The organism is Candidatus Dependentiae bacterium, from assembly GCA_013821315.1.
GTDB lineage: Bacteria > Babelota > Babeliae > Babelales > Babelaceae > JACDHA01.
This window is the reverse complement of sequence record JACDHA010000017.1, coordinates 13,588-31,512: the sequence shown is the minus strand read 5'-3', so window position 1 is coordinate 31,512 and position 17,925 is coordinate 13,588. Positions and strand designations below refer to the sequence as shown.

General features: G+C 36.5%; 23 protein-coding genes. 10 read left to right on the top strand and 13 right to left on the bottom strand.

Annotated elements, in window-relative coordinates; all coding sequences use genetic code 11:
- The 11 genes from H0X48_04795 to H0X48_04745 all read right to left on the bottom strand — a co-directional run.
- Positions 1 to 356: hypothetical protein (locus H0X48_04795; protein MBA3954608.1), on the bottom strand; the 356-nt coding region annotated here is incomplete at its 3' end.
- Positions 357 to 442: 86 nt separating this feature from the next.
- Complete coding sequence (locus H0X48_04790; protein ID MBA3954607.1) at positions 443 to 721, bottom strand: acylphosphatase; 279 nt, start codon at positions 719 to 721, stop codon at positions 443 to 445.
- A 108-nt stretch (positions 722 to 829) separates the two neighbouring features.
- Positions 830 to 1,594 carry a hypothetical protein gene (locus H0X48_04785; protein ID MBA3954606.1) on the bottom strand — a complete coding sequence of 255 codons (765 nt, stop codon included), beginning with the start codon at positions 1,592 to 1,594 and terminating at the stop codon, positions 830 to 832.
- A gap of 115 nt (positions 1,595 to 1,709) precedes the next feature.
- Positions 1,710 to 2,198 carry a hypothetical protein gene (locus H0X48_04780; GenBank protein ID MBA3954605.1) on the bottom strand — a complete coding sequence of 163 codons (489 nt, stop codon included), beginning with the start codon at positions 2,196 to 2,198 and terminating at the stop codon, positions 1,710 to 1,712.
- A gap of 34 nt (positions 2,199 to 2,232) precedes the next feature.
- A complete protein-coding gene (locus H0X48_04775) occupies positions 2,233 to 2,733 on the bottom strand; it encodes a hypothetical protein (protein ID MBA3954604.1) in 501 nt (166 codons plus the stop codon).
- A gap of 25 nt (positions 2,734 to 2,758) precedes the next feature.
- Positions 2,759 to 3,259 (bottom strand): hypothetical protein, encoded by a 501-nt coding sequence (locus H0X48_04770; GenBank protein MBA3954603.1) that lies wholly within the window; start codon positions 3,257 to 3,259, stop codon positions 2,759 to 2,761.
- Positions 3,260 to 3,287: 28 nt separating this feature from the next.
- Entirely contained in the window at positions 3,288 to 3,773 is a 486-nt protein-coding gene (locus tag H0X48_04765) for a hypothetical protein (GenBank protein ID MBA3954602.1), read from the bottom strand.
- 41 nt (positions 3,774 to 3,814) lie between these two features.
- Positions 3,815 to 4,294, bottom strand: a complete 480-nt coding sequence (locus H0X48_04760; GenBank protein MBA3954601.1) for a hypothetical protein — start codon at positions 4,292 to 4,294, stop codon at positions 3,815 to 3,817.
- Positions 4,291 to 4,761, bottom strand: a complete 471-nt coding sequence (locus H0X48_04755) for a hypothetical protein (protein ID MBA3954600.1) — start codon at positions 4,759 to 4,761, stop codon at positions 4,291 to 4,293. Before H0X48_04755 ends, H0X48_04760 begins: the two co-directional genes overlap by 4 nt.
- Positions 4,762 to 4,789: 28 nt before the next feature.
- Entirely contained in the window at positions 4,790 to 5,179 is a 390-nt protein-coding gene (locus H0X48_04750) for a hypothetical protein (GenBank protein MBA3954599.1), read from the bottom strand.
- A 110-nt stretch (positions 5,180 to 5,289) separates the two neighbouring features.
- Positions 5,290 to 5,505 (bottom strand): hypothetical protein, encoded by a 216-nt coding sequence (locus H0X48_04745; protein MBA3954598.1) that lies wholly within the window; start codon positions 5,503 to 5,505, stop codon positions 5,290 to 5,292.
- 242 nt (positions 5,506 to 5,747) lie between these two features.
- On the opposite strand from H0X48_04745, the gene H0X48_04740 reads away from it, so the two are divergent.
- Positions 5,748 to 7,184, top strand: coding sequence for a glutamate--tRNA ligase (locus H0X48_04740; GenBank protein ID MBA3954597.1), 1,437 nt, complete (start codon positions 5,748 to 5,750; stop codon positions 7,182 to 7,184).
- A gap of 75 nt (positions 7,185 to 7,259) precedes the next feature.
- Here the strand turns inward: H0X48_04740 and H0X48_04735 are convergent, their stop codons facing one another.
- Positions 7,260 to 7,976, bottom strand: coding sequence for a collagen-like protein (locus H0X48_04735; protein MBA3954596.1), 717 nt, complete (start codon positions 7,974 to 7,976; stop codon positions 7,260 to 7,262).
- Positions 7,977 to 8,172: 196 nt separating this feature from the next.
- Here H0X48_04735 and H0X48_04730 point away from each other — a divergent pair, with 196 nt between their 5' ends.
- Positions 8,173 to 9,354: an ankyrin repeat domain-containing protein gene (locus H0X48_04730; GenBank protein MBA3954595.1), complete on the top strand. Its 1,182-nt coding sequence runs from the start codon at positions 8,173 to 8,175 to the stop codon at positions 9,352 to 9,354.
- Positions 9,345 to 10,274, top strand: coding sequence for an ankyrin repeat domain-containing protein (locus tag H0X48_04725; GenBank protein ID MBA3954594.1), 930 nt, complete (start codon positions 9,345 to 9,347; stop codon positions 10,272 to 10,274). Before H0X48_04730 ends, H0X48_04725 begins: the two co-directional genes overlap by 10 nt.
- Here H0X48_04725 and H0X48_04720 read toward each other — a convergent pair whose 3' ends face one another.
- A complete protein-coding gene (locus H0X48_04720; GenBank protein MBA3954593.1) occupies positions 10,275 to 10,526 on the bottom strand; it encodes a hypothetical protein in 252 nt (83 codons plus the stop codon). It abuts the gene before it with no gap.
- Between the two features lie 92 nt (positions 10,527 to 10,618).
- Between H0X48_04720 and H0X48_04715 the strand changes: the two genes are divergently transcribed.
- From H0X48_04715 to H0X48_04685, 7 genes are all read left to right on the top strand, one after another.
- Positions 10,619 to 11,815: an amino acid permease gene (locus H0X48_04715; protein MBA3954592.1), complete on the top strand. Its 1,197-nt coding sequence runs from the start codon at positions 10,619 to 10,621 to the stop codon at positions 11,813 to 11,815.
- Positions 11,816 to 11,927: 112 nt separating this feature from the next.
- On the top strand, positions 11,928 to 13,604 hold the full coding sequence (locus tag H0X48_04710) for a hypothetical protein (protein MBA3954591.1): 1,677 nt from the start codon (positions 11,928 to 11,930) through the stop codon (positions 13,602 to 13,604).
- Between the two features lie 144 nt (positions 13,605 to 13,748).
- On the top strand, positions 13,749 to 13,952 hold the full coding sequence (rpsU, locus tag H0X48_04705) for a 30S ribosomal protein S21 (GenBank protein MBA3954590.1): 204 nt from the start codon (positions 13,749 to 13,751) through the stop codon (positions 13,950 to 13,952).
- The gene (locus tag H0X48_04700) at positions 13,952 to 14,362 is read left to right on the top strand and encodes a ribosome-binding factor A (GenBank protein ID MBA3954589.1); all 411 of its coding nucleotides are present in this window, start codon (positions 13,952 to 13,954) and stop codon (positions 14,360 to 14,362) included. Before rpsU ends, H0X48_04700 begins: the two co-directional genes overlap by 1 nt.
- Positions 14,363 to 14,394: 32 nt before the next feature.
- Positions 14,395 to 15,114 (top strand): prepilin peptidase, encoded by a 720-nt coding sequence (locus tag H0X48_04695; protein MBA3954588.1) that lies wholly within the window; start codon positions 14,395 to 14,397, stop codon positions 15,112 to 15,114.
- Between the two features lie 319 nt (positions 15,115 to 15,433).
- Positions 15,434 to 16,543 carry a hypothetical protein gene (locus H0X48_04690; protein ID MBA3954587.1) on the top strand — a complete coding sequence of 370 codons (1,110 nt, stop codon included), beginning with the start codon at positions 15,434 to 15,436 and terminating at the stop codon, positions 16,541 to 16,543.
- Positions 16,544 to 16,703: 160 nt separating this feature from the next.
- A complete protein-coding gene (locus H0X48_04685; protein ID MBA3954586.1) occupies positions 16,704 to 17,846 on the top strand; it encodes an ATP-binding protein in 1,143 nt (380 codons plus the stop codon).
- Positions 17,847 to 17,925: the final 79 nt, after the last annotated feature.

Genomic DNA, 17,925 nt, shown 5'->3' with positions numbered 1-17,925 from the left:
GTAACTCCATCAACAGTATTTGTCGGTTCAGACAGGCTAAGTATAAGAGTATCAAACTTATTTTTTCTTTTAAGGTGCCAACAAGCACGCTTAAGATCCTGGCAGCTGATAACTGAGTTTTCCGCTAAACCAGTTAACGAAAGAAGCTCTTGAGTATTTGAATAAGTATCTATATCAAAAACTATTTTTTTTACCTGTAGAGGCTTTTTAAAATGCTCATCCAGTGCAGCAAAGTGCTCATCTGCTGATGGCAGCAAGCTCAACTGTATGTCTTGAGCAGCCAGTTGAAGTGCTGCACATACTATAAAAAAGAATGCTAAAAATATACAATTATTTGTATTAAGACGTAATACCATACTAGTTATCCTGATTATTAATTTATTACGTCTTTTAGTATACTACAAATTAATGCTTTAAGCTTCTGGTGTTCTTTTTTTTGCTCTTATTCTATAACCCTAAAGACGCCACGATAATCTTTATCTTTTAAAAATGGTTCAATTTCAATATCTTGAATATCTTCTTGAGCTGATTCTCTATGAAGCATATCTACAAAAAGATCCACTTTTTCTTTTTTGCCGCAAATAATAATTTTCAACTTTTGCGCATTTACCGGTTGCACAAGGCCTTCTAAATCTAAATCACGCGCATGCTGTTGCACAATTGAGTGTATCAAACGCTCTTTTGGTTTAATCTGTAAAATAATTCTAAGACACTTATTCATTTTGCTTCTCCCCTTTTTTAGAGCACTCTAATACTGCTGATGAACATTATCAAAGAGCAACAGGAAATGTCAAAGCATCTGTTTTTTTATGCATTTTACACAAGTCCATTAGTAACTATAAGTCTCCGTTTCAACAAGATCAATCAGCATCGCTTCGATCTCTCGAGCTTCTTTTAGTTTTCTGTGTCCATACTCAAGACGCCACGCTTTAACCATGCCCGGAAAGCAACAGGCTATACCTACAATACCCAAAAACTTAGTCCCAGCTTGAGCACTACTTAATAACTTTCGTTTAAATTTAGCATCTTTAGGTATAGAATAAGCACGCTTAGTAGTACCATCGGCACAATCGATTATTAATGTTTTTTTTGTATACCCATCTATATATTCAGTGAAGATATTTATACCAGTTACACCAACACCTATCGCCGTGATATAGCTCAGCAGAACACCAATGTCTCGAGGGCTTTTAAAGAGACCGCATAGCGCATATCTTCTTACATATGCCATATCTTGCGCCAGCTGAACAAGCTCTTTATACTCCTTGGCAGTAAGTGTTTTTTCTTTACCTATTGGAGCTAAAAAACTTTTTACTGCGGTACTATTGGTATGTATTATAGCCTCTCGTAATGTTTGAGGCTTCAATGAAAAAGAATAGAAAAATGCTTTAGAATCTTTGACAATAAGGTCTACCGTTGCTTGATGTTTACTTGATTGTTGTGCTATAAAATCTACAAAAGCATCTTTGCTCTGAGTTGCAAATTCCACTAGAGTATTTGTTTCACCAGCTATAGTTTGAGCTTTTAATACGTTTACATACACACTTACACTTAAAATCAAGCATAAAAGCTTGTTGCTGCTACAGTTATACATCACAGAGTCCTCAAGTTAAATATTAGTATACGCCAAAAAAAGAGGCATTCACCAGTGGTAAAGATGCCTCTTTTTTAGCTAGTATTAGCTTATTTTTACAGTAAAGTAAATATATTTAATTATGGTGATGATGATGCGCATGCTTATCAGCTATAAGCGACTCAATCTGACGTGCTTTTTTATGCCACGCGCGAGCATTATGTAAATGAAGCCCTCTGCGCTGCCAAGCATGTCCAAGGACAAGGCTAGCAGCCCAGCAACCTAAACTGGTTAACATTAACTTGCCATTATCTTTAGCTTTTGAAAGAGCATATAAACTCGCTACAGAGCCACCAATCATAAACGTACGGCCAGCAAATACATGTGCCATATCTTCACCACTGCGCCAAACGCTTTTCGTTCTGTATTTAGCATCTTTAGTTACTGCATGAGCAAACTTTTCTAAGCGCTTTTTCTCATCGTGAGTAAAATGCTCTTTTTTATCTAAAAGATCTTTCACTCGTTCAACGTTAATCTGAGTTATAGCTTCATGCAGTTCATCTGCACGTACTGTTAAACTACAAAAGTTAAGAGATAGCAGAGCAACAATATATCTTAATTTCATACGTATTTTCTTTCACTTATAAACTTTAAAAAAATTAATTATGATGTCGTGTTTCTTTTTCAGCAATAAGTAACTCAATAGCGTTAGCTTCTTCTAAATACCCATGAGCAATAGAAAGCTTCCAGCCTTTATAAGCTTCTTTAACGCTTACTAAAACAACAGCTGCTCCGGCAACTATTTTTGCTGACCCCGAACCTACATCACTTAGTTTTAATCCAGTCTTACTCCAATCACGCATACCCCTTTGCATTAAAAATAGCCCAGCTGCGCTAAAGCCAAGACCACTTAGCAAACGAAAGGCATCAGGATTGCTGTTTGATAAACTTTCAGTTGCTTTTTTAGCATGCTTAGTCGCTTTACGCGCTTCATGAGCAAGTTCTTTTTTATAGGTATGCTCAAGATATCTGTGTTGAGCTAAAAGAGACTGAGTTCTGCGTACATTACCTGCTTTAATAGCGTCTATTAATCCATCAGCTTTTACACTAACTGCTGAAAAGCTTGCTAACATTACTAAATTTATTATTAATTTTTTCATAAAAACCTCTTTAAATATAAGTTAATTATTCGTGATGTGCTGGTTTAAGAAAAATTGCTGTCTCAATTTCACGAGCCTGTGCCAAGGATGCTTGAGCAGCACTTAGTTTTAAACCCTTATATACAAGAACAGTGCCTGCTCCAATAACAGCACTTGAGCCAACTGAAAATAGAGTGGCAAGCAACTTAAGGCCATCATCACAATAACCAGTACAAGAACTCCTTACTACTATACCCAAAATAACACCTACTATACCTATACCAGCAGTACTCATACCTGCTAATGATTTTACAAAATCAGGCCCGCTTCTAAAAATGCTTATTTTAGCCTTTGCTTCATGTGAAGCTTGTTTTGCTGCCTTCATAAGCTTTTTTTTATACTCATGAGACAAGTGTTCATATGGTTCTAGCAGAGTTTTTACCTGTTCTACGTTATGTGAGTCAATAGCGTATAACAAAGAATCTGCATATACATTTAATTGAACAAAACTTATCATTAAAAATGCTATTATTAGCGATCTTTTCATAAAATTTTTCTACCTATAAATTAAAAAATTATTCGTGATGTGCTGGCTTAAGAGAAATCATAGTCTCAATTTCACGTGCTCTTTCAAGACGTGTTTTAGCTGTGCTTAAAGTCCAACCTTTGTACATAAGACTAAGGCCCGTAATAGTAGCAATACCTGACCCTGCACCTAGTAAAACACCATTTGGTGAATCACCCTTATTAGCCCATAGCATTCCTCCTGCAGCAGCAAGTCCTAGAGTACCTATACCAGAAAAACCCATGCCCGTAATTAGTTTTATAAAATCAGTGCCACTACTAAAAAAACCTACTTTATTTTTTGCAGCATGAGAGGATTGCTTTGCCGCTCTCATAAGGGTTTTTTTGTATTCATGGTGCAGATGACCATGTTTTTCAAGGAGCTTTGCTACTTTTTCTACGTTATGTGCATCGATAGCATATAATAAAGAATCTGCACGCAGGCTGCATTGAGCAATACTTGCAATTAACGCTGTAGTTATAAGCAGTTTTTTCATTGTTTTTCTTTCGATTTATTGGTTGTGTTATATAATTATTGTTAATTAGGTTCTAATACAAGTTTTTTTTCTATAAGCTCTTTTATTTCTCGAGCAGCTTTTAAATTAGCACGAGCACTCTTTAAGTTAATACCCCAATATATACACAGTATACTGACTAAAGAGGTAACTATTGTTTGCCCTTTCATAGCATCATCAAACTTAAAGCCCGGTATTGATTTTTGCACCTCGGGAATAGTAAAAGATAGCGTAGCACCCAGCATCAAAGTACCTACAGTAGTACAAAAAATATCTTCAGGACTGCGAGAAAAAGTTATGTTTTTCCTTGCTGCAAAAGAAGCTTCTTTTGCTGAATTTAAAAGTAGATTTTTATAGTCACTATCTAAATATTCATAAGTGTCTAAAAGCAGTTTTACCTGCTCTATATTATTTGAATCTATAGCAGATAGCAAACAGTCTGCACGCATATATAATTCAATAGAACTTGAAAGCAAAAGCACTGCTAGTACTAATTTTTTCATATTAATTCCTGTTGTTCATGTAGAAACTTATTTTCTATAAGCAGCTGTATCTCTCGTGCAGCTCTCTCTTTTGCATACGCACTACTTAACGTTACACCTTTATATACACTCGTTAGTCCTGCAATACCTTGAGCCAAACGAATAACCGGCTTTTGTAAGAATTCTTCTAATGCACTCTTATTTTTAGACACTGTAGCTTTAGTAGGTTCAATAGTTAAAATAAGAAATAATCCTAACCATACTTTTGCTATATCCCACTCACTCCTGAAAAATTTTAGATTATGTTTTGCCATAAAAGATGCTTCTTTTGCTACATTTAAAAGAGTTTTTTGGTAGCTACTATCAAGATAATCACCATGAGCTAAAAGGCTCTTAACTTGATTAACATTGCTTGAATTTATAGCATATAATAAAGAATCTGCATATACGCTAGATTGAGCAATGCTTATAACTAAAGCTGTATTCATGAGCATCTTCTTCATTATGCTTCTTTCTTTAGTTAGATTCTAACACAGTTTTATTTTCTATAAGCTCTCTTATTTCTTGAGCAGCTTTTAGTTTAGCGCGAGCATGCGGCAAGGATGCTGCAATGTACATTTGTCCAGCACCTAAAGCACAATATGCTCTCATCTGCCATTTAAACTCAGAATTCATTTTTAAGTTAAATAAGGCGTTTTGTATCCACTCAAAACTTAAAGCCCCGGCCGATAGAGTCATTATAGTAGCAAGAGAAAAAAGCAGGCTATCTCTTTTACTAATAGACAAAGACATATTCTTTTGTGCAGCCACAATTGCTTGGCTAGCTGCTTGCAAAAGATTTTCTCTATAATCAGCATTAATATAATTATCTTTGCTTAAAAAGTTTTTTACCTTTACTGTAATCACTTGATTCTATAGCCGACATAATATAGTCCGCAGCTATGCACGATTGAAAAAAACTTGTAATTACAAGTGCTACCAATATAATTTTTTTCATCTTAGTTCCTTAATTATCTTTATAATTCAGATTTTAAATTCTGAGCTCCTGGCTCATCTATATCTAATCGGCTAACTTGTTCTAAATGATAAGAAACAGAAGACATAAAACCGTGAATTTCTTGAGCAGTATTCATTTTATACTTAAGCCCTTGTAGTAGCCAACTTTTATGTATTTGTTTTGCACCTAAAACAATAACTGTTGCGCCAATAACCATACAATTTAAACCGACCATATCTGTAACCCCTCTTAAATACAACATTAGATTTACAAAAAACACTATAGTTTACATAAAGTAGAAAAATTAAAACAAAGATTAGTATTACTTACCTAAAGTACTTACTGGCTATTTTTTGTCAAATGGTAAACTCTTTTGTCTGCATAGTTATAGTAACAAGTGGTTTAGTTTATCTTTGTGCACAATATTTGTTATACTTTTAGTATATGATCTAAAAATTTATACCTAGGATATAACGTATGGACAGTAAAAACGTACGTGTACGCTTCGCCCCCTCTCCTACAGGATTTATGCATTTAGGCAATGTACGCGCAGCATTAATTAATTTTTTATTTGCTCAACAAAAGCAAGGCACTTTTATATTACGCATAGAAGACACCGATCAACAGCGCAATATAGATCCTGCTGGCACTCAGATAATGTCTGACTTAGAATGGCTTAATTTATCTTATACAGAAGGACCAGTAAAAGGCGGTCCTTACGCGCCGTATTACCAATCAGAGCGCCAACACGTATATCAGCACCATTTAGAAGTGCTTAAAAAAGAACAATTAGTATATCGTTGCTTTTGTTCTATAGAAGAGCTTGAAAAAAAACGGCAACGGCAGCTTGCCCTTAAAACACCGCCACGTTACGATCGTGCATGCGCTGGGCTCAGTGAACAAAAAATAGCTGAGCTTTTAAGCGCACATACCCCTTTTATTTGGCGCTTTAAACTGGACTATGATAAACCAGTAGAATTTTATGATCTTGCTCATAAGACTATGCATTTTGATTTATCACATTTTTCTGATATTCCTCTTACTCGACAAGATGGTAGCTTTACCTTTATGTTTGCTAACTTTGTTGATGATATGGTAATGAAAATCACGCATGTTTTTAGAGGCGAAGATCATTTGACTAATACTGCTGCACAAACAGCACTTTATCGCGCATTTAACGCCCCACTACCTATTTTTTACCATTTACCTATAATTGGCAACCAACAGGGCAAAAAGCTTTCTAAACGTGATTTTGGATTTTCATTAAATGATCTACGTGACGCTGGTTATTTACCAGAAGCTTTATGTAATTACTTAGGCATTATTGGTAGATCTTTTGAGCACGAAATTATGACGCTCGAGCAACTTGCTGCCGCGTTTAGTTTTGACGATTTGTCATCTACAGGACAAATTAGATATGATTTAGAAAAACTGCGCTGGGTAAACCATCAGTGGATTATGCACTACGATACACAAAAACTCGTAACTTTGTGTCTTCCCTACTTAGAAGCAGCGTATCCACAGATAGTTGATTTACCTAAAGAAAAACTCACTGAGCTTATAAAGCATAGTCAGCAAGAGATAGTAACGCTTAAAGAAAGCGTTAACGTTCTTGAATTTTATTTTAATATTCCTGAATTTTCACGTGAACTATTAGAACATTACCATTTTGGTGATCATAAATTTTTACTGCATAAGTTAATTGCACTACTAGTGGAACACCTAGATTCTCCTGATCAAGCAGTTAAAGCTGCTCAAGCACTTTGCAAACAAGAAAAAGCTCCTATAAAAGATATTTTTACTATTCTGCGCTTAGCGCTTACGGGCAAAGCACAAGGCCCGGGCATTAAAGATCTTTTAGCGTTATTACCAGTTGAACAATCACGTGCTCGTCTTTTACGATTGCTTGATTAGTACAAACCAATTAAATAAAAAGAGAGGCACTAAGCCTCTCTTAAAGATGTTCTAGCACTTGCAGATTTTGTACTTTTAGCTGCAGCATGCTGAAATAAACTGTAGCACCGTATCATTTGCTAAAGCGGAAAACTGATATACTGTGGTGCTTCCCGTGTTTGCTATAAGCGCTGCTGGTCGTGGATTAACGTTGTTTCCATTAAAATTAGTTACTGTTGCCATTAAAACTCTAGTAGCACAGGGCTTAATAAAATTAAGCACCAGTATACCACCTGGATTAGGACCAGTATTTAAACTACTTGGTGTAAAACTAAAAGTATATCCAGGTCCCACCCCATTACTAATAGCACGAGTTAACGGTATTGAGCCAACAACAAAATTAAGATTTGCACAATCCGAAGTAACAGAACAATCACATGTACCGGTGGGCCCTGTTGAACCAATAGGGCCGGTAGGACCTGCAGGACCAGCTACACCTGGTGGACCTTGTGGACCGGTTGCACCTACGGGGCCTGGTGGGCCTACGGGACCATTTGCGGGACCTTGAGGACCGATAGGTCCTTGCGCTCCTTGTGGTCCCTGTTGGCCAGGCGTGCCTGGAGGACCTTGTGGTCCCGGACGACAGGTGAGCTTTAAATCTGGGTTGACACAAGGTCTTTTAAAAAGGTCTTGATCTGATGGTTGTGCTAGATCGTATAAAACATCAAGCTCTAGTGCTTTAATATTTATTTTTTGGTTAACCACGACTAAAAACATTATAAATAATGCTTTACGGGCAAACACATAAGCCATAGTTATCCTTCACAGCAATAAGTTTGTAGTAGTTATTATCTTTACCAGATAGCTTTACATGCTTTCAAGAGTTAAGCATGCTGCTCTTTTTGCCTGACAGTATGTTTTGCAGTATACTAATGGAATATACTAACAATACATTACTTACCTTGTATAATCTGCTGATGAAAACCTATTGAACAATAATGCTCTTTTAATGAAAGCCTGTATTAAGGGCAATATACCCTTAGTTGAAAAACTGCTACAGGCAGGTTTTGACCCTAATTACGAGTGGTATAACTCTACGCCTTTAATGGCTGCGTGCAGTAATAGCCAAACAGCTATTGTTACGTTACTCCTTATGCATGGAGCAAACCCTAACCTTATTTGTGTTCATACGAGCGCTCTTATGAGAGCTGTATCAGCTGGGAGTGCTGAATACGTAGAACAACTACTGATTTATGGGGCTGACGCTAATTTTTTTATTTTACAAAATAGTATTCAAAACTCTGGTGTTGCTGAATGTGAAACAGTATTATTGCGAGCAATTTACAAAGGTCATGCTGCTATTGTAGAACTACTCCTTTTTTATGGCGCTAATCCTAACTATAGACCTAATAGAATTCAAGGTGTACCTACACCCTTACTGGCAGCATTAAAACGTGGCAGTTCAAGTATTTACGATCTAAAAACCGTTTACCAAAATCCAAGTATTGCTGACACAAATAAGCGTATGGCTAAAGCATTGCTTGTCCATGGCGCTGATGTACATGCTCAAGCCCAAAACAATACCGATGAAGAGCTTGAAACGGCTGCACTTATTGCAGCTGCCTCAGGAGACATTACACTTTTAGATTTGTTGCTTTTTTACGGTCTTACCGAAATTGAGTACCCCTATATCGCAAGTCCTCTACATATAGCTGTAAGAGCTAACAATAGAGTATTTATAGAACGATATCATGCACTAGGAGGAACAATTAATGCAAAAGATCATGAAGAAAGAACACCTTTACATGAAGCTGCGCGAACAAAAAACACCGAACTTATAGAGCTCCTTATGCAGTTGGGTGCTCATATTGATAGTAAAGATAGCAATGGCCAAACACCCCTCTATGAAGCACTAGAAGACGTTGACTGGGACATTACTACTGAACATATTAGAGCGCTGCTGGAACATGGGGCTGATACTCAAATACAAGATTATAATGGTGATACTCCGTTGATCTTTGTAATAAAAAAATATGACGCAGAATCATGTTCACCTGAAGACAGTAAAGCTTCAGTTTTGCAAGCTATAGATATATTACTAGAATTTGATGCTACACCATTAACAAAAAACAACTCCGGTGAATCTGCTTACGACCTTGCTCAAAAAGAAGGGTTATTTTTATGGACCTAATAACACTACAAAAACCACTGATTTTTGATGCTTTAGATCCCTTTAACAGAGAACAAGTTATTGCTTTGCTTGAAGATGGAGCAGACCCTAATATCGAGTTTGAAGGCATAGTGCCATTGCGTATTGCAATACGCACTAACAATGCTGAGCTTGTACTTTTATTGCTTTTAAATGGTGCCAATGTCTGCGTTGAAGACGCTGATATATACAATTTTTTAAACGAAGCTGTTAATAGCCAAACAGCAGACAGACCCGGCGACACTCTGGCCATTATAGAACTGTTGCTTGCTTACGGATTAAATCCCAATAAGCTTCCCCATAATGGTCATCTTGCATTTGAGTGCCTGCTTTGTTGTGGCTTAAATTATAATAACACCAAAATCAAAGAGCTTACCTATTTATTCCTCTCTCACAATGCTTATCAGGTAGCACCTGCAGGCAAAGCAAACCCTTTTGTAGCAGCAGCTGCTTGGGCAGATAAAAAACTTATGCAAGCATTCTTATCTGCTGGAGCTAGCCCTAATACACAAGATGGATGGGGAATAACGCCGCTTATGAATGCAGCACAAAAAAATCGCATAAGCACGTTAAAATTATTACTTGACCTGGGAGCACTAGTCGATACACAATCATATACGACAAAAATCACAGCACTCCACAGTGCTGCAAGTAGCGGGCGCGATAAAGCTCTTACGGTACTGCTAAAAGCAGGAGCTCGTGTAGATATACAAGACAACTATGGCAATACACCGCTTATACAATTACTTGAAAATCTTGAACTAAGTCATGAGCGATTAACAGACTGCGCTCAATTACTTGTAAGAGCGGGAGCGAATTATACAACTTTAAAAAACAATAAGCAGCTTACAGCTCAAGAATGCGCGCGTAAACGTGGTATTTATTTAGAAAGACTTGTCTAACTAAACAGTTTCACCTGGTGTTAATAAGCGATGTGGTAAATGTTCAAAGTAAGTAATAGTGTTTTGCTTTATAAAGTAATGCATAAGCTTTACAAATTCTATTTCGTTATGCTCAGGAACAAAAAACTCAAATATACTTTCTGCTTTATCATAGGTTCTGTCAAACACTAAATGTTCGTAACTACGCAGCACTGCTACAAAAAACCATGCCTCTTTTTTTTCTACATGTGCTTGATAATATACACAATACATTTTACACTCTTTAGTTATACGCTTAGTAAAATAGATAATTTTTTAAGTATTTATAAGTATAGCATAACTCTACAACTATCCGAAAGACACCCATGCAAACTAAAAATCAACCCAAAATAGGCCTACTAACTGCAACTGTTATTAGTATGAATGCTATGATCGGTGCTGGCATATTTACTACACCGGCCAACCTTGCTCATACAGTTGGTCCTGCAGGTATACTTACCTATGCTTTTGTTATTGTTGCTGTACTATGCATGGCACTTTCACTTTCATGGCTTGCTGAACGGTACCCTCAAGAAGGTTCTTTTTACACCTATGCCAAACAATGGGGCGGCCACACGGTTGGCGTTATTGCTGCAAGTTCTTATGCACTGGGCGTAAGTATAGCCATGGGACTTATTGCTAAAATGGCTGCCAATTATTTGCATGTCTATATACCAAGCATTAGTACTACTTTTTTGGGTACAGGACTTATAGCCTTGATTACCTTACTTAATGTAAGCGGTGTAAGATTTATGCAAGTAGGACAGTTTGTCTTACTAGGCTGCACTTTATTTGCTTTGCTGAGCACAACATTACTTGGTTTTTTTAATGCTGATACAAGCAATCTAACACCCTTTATGCCTCAAGGCTTTAGCTCAGTACTGAGTGCAACGTCTACTGCTATTTTTGCTTTTTTTGGTTTTGAATCTGCTGCATCACTTTTTAATATTGTACAGAATCCTCAACGCAATGTGCCTAAAGCGCTTGTAGGGTCTATTGTTGTAGTAGGCGGTATTTATTTGGCGTTTATAAGCTCTATTTTACTTTCTATACCAAGCAACTTTTTCCCGACAAGTACTACATCCGTTGCACAAGCGCTTATAGAAAAATTTCCTCAGTATTCATGGCTTGGTAACGCTATTGGTATAGCTATTTTAACAGCGCTGCTTGGTGTATTACAGTCTATGCATTACTCAGTAAGTTCTTTGATACTTTCTTTTTCTAAATTTTTGCATAATAAAACATTACGCAACTTTGCCCATTCACCTAACAGTTTTAAAATAATAGTTATTGCTTTAGGTACCTTTATATTTTTAAATTTTATAGCAATTGATAGCATGGGGCTCTTTTTCAACCTCGTTTCTTTGCTTATTGTATTTGCCTTTGCAGCTTCTATGCTCACGCTTATAATTAAACCTAACCGTTTATCAGCAGGACAAAAAGCAATTGTTGGGCTTGGCCTTATAACCGCGGTACTTATTTTTGGTGTTGCCTTCTCGGGAGTTATCTCTGCATTAAGATAATTTGACGTCTGCGGCCAATCAATGGTATAAGATATCAAAAAGATTCTGAGTCTTGAAAGTACTTAAAACTTCAAGACTCTCTGGCCAAGATTAATTTACCTTAAGGAGAGTAATGGTATCAAAACGATCTATAAGCGCCTTGATTGCACTAGTTGCAGTGTCCGCTTATATCCCACTCTTAGGATTTAGCAACTGGATACGTAATGATCCTTACCCTTTATATAGCAGTGTGTACCCTTACGCTTTTTTAGCAACCAAACAAAAAGCGCAGCTTCAACGGTTTAATTACGCTTATCCATTGAGTAGATTTAGATTTAGTGTAAGCGGCTTTAAGCAATCAGCCCGTAGAGCACGCAACCAAGAAAGACAAGTTATACAGCTTGGCGATATTAATGGTCGTTTTAATATGCTTGGTCTTTTTTATGACCCTGCAAGCCGCGCTCGTTTTAATAGTATTCCTGTTATGGGCTTTTCTGGTTTAACAGCTGCTATAGATGATTTAGCAAACACTGATCAAAACTGTTTTAACAATATTACAAAACCTAACTATTCAGATTCTAATCAAGAATTTGGTTTTTTTTCGGTTCCTCTTTATTATAAAAAATATGGCGTACGGTTAGAAAGCGAACTATTGCTTGTTGACCGTTGTTTTTATGCAATCGGGCTTAAAGCACAAGTTGGTTTAGTCGATGTACGTCAAACAGTGCGCGCATTTAACGATCTCACAGGACAAGCACTTGGTGTAGCTTTTCCTGCTAATAATCCTGGCATTAGCTCAGAACAAGTAACAGCCACTCCGGCACCAGTGATGCAGCCAGGCATAACACCACCCTTTGTGTCAAACGAAGTTGTCCCCGGATCACCAGCATGTGGTGCTATAACTACCACAGAATGTGCGGTAGAATTTCAACCTTTCACACCATGCGCTAATCAAACATGTTGCCGTTCTTATGATTGTGCTTGTAAAGAGTTTGTTATCAGCAATATTATGCATCAGCGTGACCAGATTGCAGAAATACTCAATCTTGATTTTTGTAATTATCACCAATTTAGCGTAGAAGATCTACGCTTAAGCACCTACTGGCGCCAAATTTTTGTTATCAACGAAGAGAGTGATATCTATCCACGCTTGTTACTTATGCCTTTTGCAGAAGTTGGCGTTGGCATACCTATGGATAAACGTGTAAGCACCCGTAAACCATTTGCAGTTCCAGCGAGCAATAACGGTCACGCAAGTGTAAGTGCTCAAGGAGGATTTACTTTAGACTTCTTAGATACTATAGACTTAAGCTTTGCAGGCGGCTTTACACACTTTTTTAGCCAAGACTATTGCAACTACTCTTTGCCAACTAACAGTAAAGAAAGTGGTATTTACCCCTATACGGCTGATATTAATTTAAGACCAGGCACCACGTGGAATGGTAATATAGGCATGCATGCTTATCATTTTTTGCCTAATTTATCAGTATGGGCTGAATATGAGATCATTAAACATGCTCCTGACAGAATAAAAGTATGCCGCTCATTTATTCCTAGCGATTCTATTTATAGCCCTGATTATAGTATTCTTAATGAAACAACAGGTACTCGCATCTATCAACCAGGTGAAGGCTTCTTGATAGATGAAGCTGAATGCAAAAGTGAATGGGAATCTCAAATGGTAAGCGTAGGCTTTAATTATGATCTTTCTGATAATCTTTCAGCAGGATTTTTACTACAAATACCCGTTAGACAACGAAATACTTATCGCGCTACAATTGCACTAGGCACACTTACTTTTGTTTATTAACATTTTTAACTATAGTTTATTTATAGAGCCTAAAGTCTTGTAGTACGAGACTTTAGGCCTAGACAATTTTAGTAAAAACACGTATACTTAGAATAAAGTTAACTTATAGTAGAATAATTACCCAGAAAGGATACACGAACAGCTATGAAAAAAGCCAACATATCTATTAACGTTAACGACAATGTTGAGCGCGCGCTCAAACAACTCAAGAAAAAAATTGAACGTGAAGGCGTAGTACGCGACATGAAACGCATTGTTTACTACGAGCCACCAACGCAAAAACGTCGTAAACGTCTTATGCGCGCTATCAAGCAAAACTGGATTCGCCTTGCAGGCCAGAAGTCTTAATGGCACTCAATAACTCCTCACTCAGCGCTATCAAAAGAGCTCAAAAAGAGTCTCTTCTTGTTCGCGAGATCTCACAGCTCTTTATGAAAACAGCGATGGATGATACACGGCTCCAAGGTCTGACTATCAACAGAGTAAAACTGTCTCCTGATAAAGGTACCTGTTATGTGTTCTTTTACACAGATAAAGGTGAAGATGCTTTTCAAGAGCTTCTTGGCGTTTTAATTTTGTATAAACCATCGCTGCGCAAAGCTTTAGCAGCTACCATACAATCTCGGTATGCTCCTGAGTTAGTCTTTAAATACGATGCTCAATTTGAAAAAGAGTTACGTATGGATCAGATATTATCAGACATACAAGAGCAAGAAAAAAATCTAGTAGACAACGAGCAAAAAGAGGATAAATCATAGCACTGTTTTACATTACTATTTTTATCTTTTTCTTGCTTTTTGGCTCCTTTCTTAATGTTGTAGGCTATAGGCTTATTAAAGACCTAAGCATAGTGCGACCACGCTCATTTTGTCCGCATTGTAAAACAACTCTAGCGTGGTATGACCTTATCCCTGTATTCTCCTGGCTTATACTACGTGGCTCATGTCGCACCTGTAAACAGCCTATTTCCTCACTTTATCCACTCATTGAACTTCTTACCGCATGTTCTTTTACCGCTCTTGTCGCACTAGTCGATCCTCAGTATTGGGTTGGCTATAGCATCTTTTTTACCGCTCTACTTATAATTATAAGAACTGATGCTGAAACTATGCTTATCTCACGCTTTACAACTCTAGCGCTTATTCCTGTTGCTTATATTCTTAGTTACTGGCATTTACTGCCATTAACAATACTACAAAGCTTCTTGGGAAGCATTTTCGGTTTTACCATTTTATGGAGCATCGCCCGCTTATTTTATCTATGGAAAAACAAACAAGGTATGGGTGAAGGGGATTTTGATTTACTAGCTTTAATAGGTGCTTTTACGGGCATTACCGGAGCATGGGTAGCATTATTTATAGGTTCCATACTTGGCTCATGCCTGGGCATCTATTTGCTCTGGCGCGGCAGTAAAGTAGAAAATACTCAGATTGCCTTTGGCCCTTGGCTTTGCCTCGGCGCTTTAGCATATTGCTTATACTTGCACAAACTTTCTCTTTTTTCTTTCTAGAGCACGAGCATTCTCTACTCTATTTCGCGAAACTAAATAGTTAATTTGATTTCTCTACATTTAGCTGCTCAATTACTTAGCAAGTGACATGATGATAGTATTTAATACCTACCAATACTAGCAGAAACTTTCAGGGCTGAACTTAAAGAAAGCCTTATACACAGCCTCTTTCTTTATTAGTATACTCTTGTGCTTAAATTACTTTGGACACTTGTATATGCTGGTTATCTAAATATCTTAAAAGCTTTTAACCCTTTGCTAAACAAGGCTTTTAGCGTACAATTAAGATATTATTATAACCTCTTAACGTTGGAAATACATGACTTTTACTTCTCATTTTAAACCTAGTTTCACTTTGCTTATACTATTTTGTAGTTTTTTAGCTCAAGCAAACCTATTTGACTATTATGGCATACCTAACGCACAAACTTTACCTGAAGATATCAAAACGCTTATAACACAAACATTTCTTCAACAAAACCCATTTCCTTTTATACCTGAGATATCTCAACCAACTGCTAGCTTCCAAGTAAATTATACAGAACCTTGGGGCGTAGGATTTGTTAATGACAATACTATTATTACTAACTCTATAAGTGCTTTTTCTAATACTAATTCTAATGGTTTATGCCAAACGTGGAAAAAAGATACTTTTTCCAAATGGAGTCTAAGCCAAAACTTACATATGAATGCCGATATAAATATTATCGAAACTAAACCAACAACCTGGTTCAGTGAAATTTCGTTAAAAACAAAAAGGCTAACTTCTACAACTCCCTACGATTTTTCAACTACCGCTTATAAAAATATAAAGGTACCTTTATCAGATTTTGTTCAAGTACAGCTCAAAAAAGATAATAAATCATGGCAAATATGTCCTTTATCTATTAGACCTGAACTTGACACATTATCTGTTAGGCCTGCATTTGAAACATTTTTTCCGGTAGATACTAAAAGCATTTTATTTATAGCCTTGATCAACTCTGCAGATCCAACAAATGTAGAAATCTGGAAAAATGTAGGCACTACCTGGAAACAAATAGCACAGATTAAACATACAGATAAAGTATATTCAGCATCTTTTGACAATGAGTACAAACAATTAGCTACAGCAAGTGCTGACAATGCTGTCTACATTTATGATACAAAGTGTTTTGAGGATTCTATAGATAGTTATATGCCTAATCAAACCCTAACACTTGAGCAATTACTATTTCTTAAACTTGTAAACGATACTTATGCTGTAAATAAAAGTGTACCTTTACCTGCTCTAGCTCACTTATTTGATAATAATTCACAAAAAGATAATGCTCAATATCTTTCAGCACTACTTTCAAGCTTTGGCAACAAGGTAACACAAACCCTTATAAACCAATATAAAATTAGTAATACCTCAAATTCTAAAAACAGTTCCTGCTCCATACAATAACTTTAATTTAAAAATACTATAAAAGGCATAAGCTAAACTATAGTTTCATGTTACTCGTTATTTAACTAAAAAATTTAATATTTTCTTAAAAATGATTGCGCAAGCATCATATTTTCTATAAATTTGATGTTACCACCATCACATTTAGGAGAAATAGATGATATTTAATAGAATTTTGACGCTACCACTTGAAGAAAATAATAGTATATTTCTTTTTGGTCCCCGTGGCACTGGTAAAACTTCGTGGATTAGATCTCATTTGCCAAATCAACTTTACTTGGATTTATTAGATTTTTCACTTTATAGCTCGCTTGTAGCTAATCCACATAAACTAGAAAATCTAATACCAAAAGGTTATACCGGATGGATTATAATAGATGAAGTCCAACGTATTCCTGAACTACTTAACGAAGTACATCGCCTTATTGAACATAAAAAATTAAAATTTTTACTGACTGGTTCAAGTGCCCGTAGCCTTAGAAGAGCTCGTGTTAATCTGCTTGCAGGTCGAGCCTTAAGATACCATATGCATCCTTTAGTTATTCAAGAGATAGCACAAGAGTTTACTCTTGAACATGCAATTTTATATGGTTTGCTACCAGCTGCAGTTGGTCATAGTAGCCCAAAAAAATATCTTGAAAGCTATGTGCAGACCTACATTAAAGAAGAAGTTTTACAAGAAGGTCTTACTAGAAATATAGGCGCCTTTACTCGATTTTTAGAAGCTGCAAGCTTTTCTCAAGGGCAACTATTAAACTTTTCCGAAATTGCACGTGAGCTCTCCCTTAACAGGCTCTTAGTTGCAAATTATTTTGATATACTAGAAGATTTATTGCTCAGCATACGCATATCATCATTTAGTTTAAGAGCAAAAAGAAAAACGGTAGCCCATCAAAAGTTTTATTTTTTTGATGCTGGAGTGTATAGAGCAATAAGACCAAGGGGACTTTTAGATTCACCTGAAGAAGCTGAAGGTGTAGCTCTTGAAACTCTGTTCCTACAATCATTACTTGCACTTAATGATTACTATAACCTTGGGTATAAAATACACTTTTGGAGAACTTTAGCCGGAGACGAAGTAGACTTTATTATCTATGGACCTAAAGGCTTTCACGCTTTTGAGATTAAACGATCATCTTCTATTAACACTAAAGCACTTAAAGGACTTACCTATTTTGGTGAAGAATATCCTGAAGCTACACTCTATTTAATATATCTTGGAAAACACAAGGAATACCATGGCAATATACAAGTTCTTCCGTTTGAGCAAACCTTAAGAGAACTGCTTATACTTATAAGTTAGAATAGATTTTTAGATTAGGTATTTTTGCTATGAATAGTTTGGCCATTTGCACAAATTTAAACTATAAATTACTATTAAA

What these genes read in the sequence shown, in the direction of transcription:
- H0X48_04725 (MBA3954594.1), top strand. Translation starts at nt 9,345, where the DNA reads ATGGACCTAATAACACTACAAAAACCACTGATTTTTGATGCTTTAGAT.
- H0X48_04770 (MBA3954603.1), bottom strand. Translation starts at nt 3,259, where the DNA reads ATGAAAAGATCGCTAATAATAGCATTTTTAATGATAAGTTTTGTTCAA.
- H0X48_04785 (MBA3954606.1), bottom strand. Translation starts at nt 1,594, where the DNA reads ATGTATAACTGTAGCAGCAACAAGCTTTTATGCTTGATTTTAAGTGTA.
- H0X48_04780 (MBA3954605.1), bottom strand. Translation starts at nt 2,198, where the DNA reads ATGAAATTAAGATATATTGTTGCTCTGCTATCTCTTAACTTTTGTAGT.
- rpsU (MBA3954590.1), top strand. Translation starts at nt 13,749, where the DNA reads ATGAAAAAAGCCAACATATCTATTAACGTTAACGACAATGTTGAGCGC.
- H0X48_04735 (MBA3954596.1), bottom strand. Translation starts at nt 7,976, where the DNA reads ATGGCTTATGTGTTTGCCCGTAAAGCATTATTTATAATGTTTTTAGTC.
- H0X48_04745 (MBA3954598.1), bottom strand. Translation starts at nt 5,505, where the DNA reads ATGGTCGGTTTAAATTGTATGGTTATTGGCGCAACAGTTATTGTTTTA.
- H0X48_04690 (MBA3954587.1), top strand. Translation starts at nt 15,434, where the DNA reads ATGACTTTTACTTCTCATTTTAAACCTAGTTTCACTTTGCTTATACTA.
- H0X48_04760 (MBA3954601.1), bottom strand. Translation starts at nt 4,294, where the DNA reads ATGAAAAAATTAGTACTAGCAGTGCTTTTGCTTTCAAGTTCTATTGAA.
- H0X48_04755 (MBA3954600.1), bottom strand. Translation starts at nt 4,761, where the DNA reads ATGAATACAGCTTTAGTTATAAGCATTGCTCAATCTAGCGTATATGCA.
- H0X48_04730 (MBA3954595.1), top strand. Translation starts at nt 8,173, where the DNA reads ATGAAAGCCTGTATTAAGGGCAATATACCCTTAGTTGAAAAACTGCTA.
- H0X48_04715 (MBA3954592.1), top strand. Translation starts at nt 10,619, where the DNA reads ATGCAAACTAAAAATCAACCCAAAATAGGCCTACTAACTGCAACTGTT.
- H0X48_04700 (MBA3954589.1), top strand. Translation starts at nt 13,952, where the DNA reads ATGGCACTCAATAACTCCTCACTCAGCGCTATCAAAAGAGCTCAAAAA.
- H0X48_04710 (MBA3954591.1), top strand. Translation starts at nt 11,928, where the DNA reads ATGGTATCAAAACGATCTATAAGCGCCTTGATTGCACTAGTTGCAGTG.
- H0X48_04720 (MBA3954593.1), bottom strand. Translation starts at nt 10,526, where the DNA reads ATGTATTGTGTATATTATCAAGCACATGTAGAAAAAAAAGAGGCATGG.
- H0X48_04740 (MBA3954597.1), top strand. Translation starts at nt 5,748, where the DNA reads ATGGACAGTAAAAACGTACGTGTACGCTTCGCCCCCTCTCCTACAGGA.
- H0X48_04765 (MBA3954602.1), bottom strand. Translation starts at nt 3,773, where the DNA reads ATGAAAAAACTGCTTATAACTACAGCGTTAATTGCAAGTATTGCTCAA.
- H0X48_04775 (MBA3954604.1), bottom strand. Translation starts at nt 2,733, where the DNA reads ATGAAAAAATTAATAATAAATTTAGTAATGTTAGCAAGCTTTTCAGCA.
- H0X48_04790 (MBA3954607.1), bottom strand. Translation starts at nt 721, where the DNA reads ATGAATAAGTGTCTTAGAATTATTTTACAGATTAAACCAAAAGAGCGT.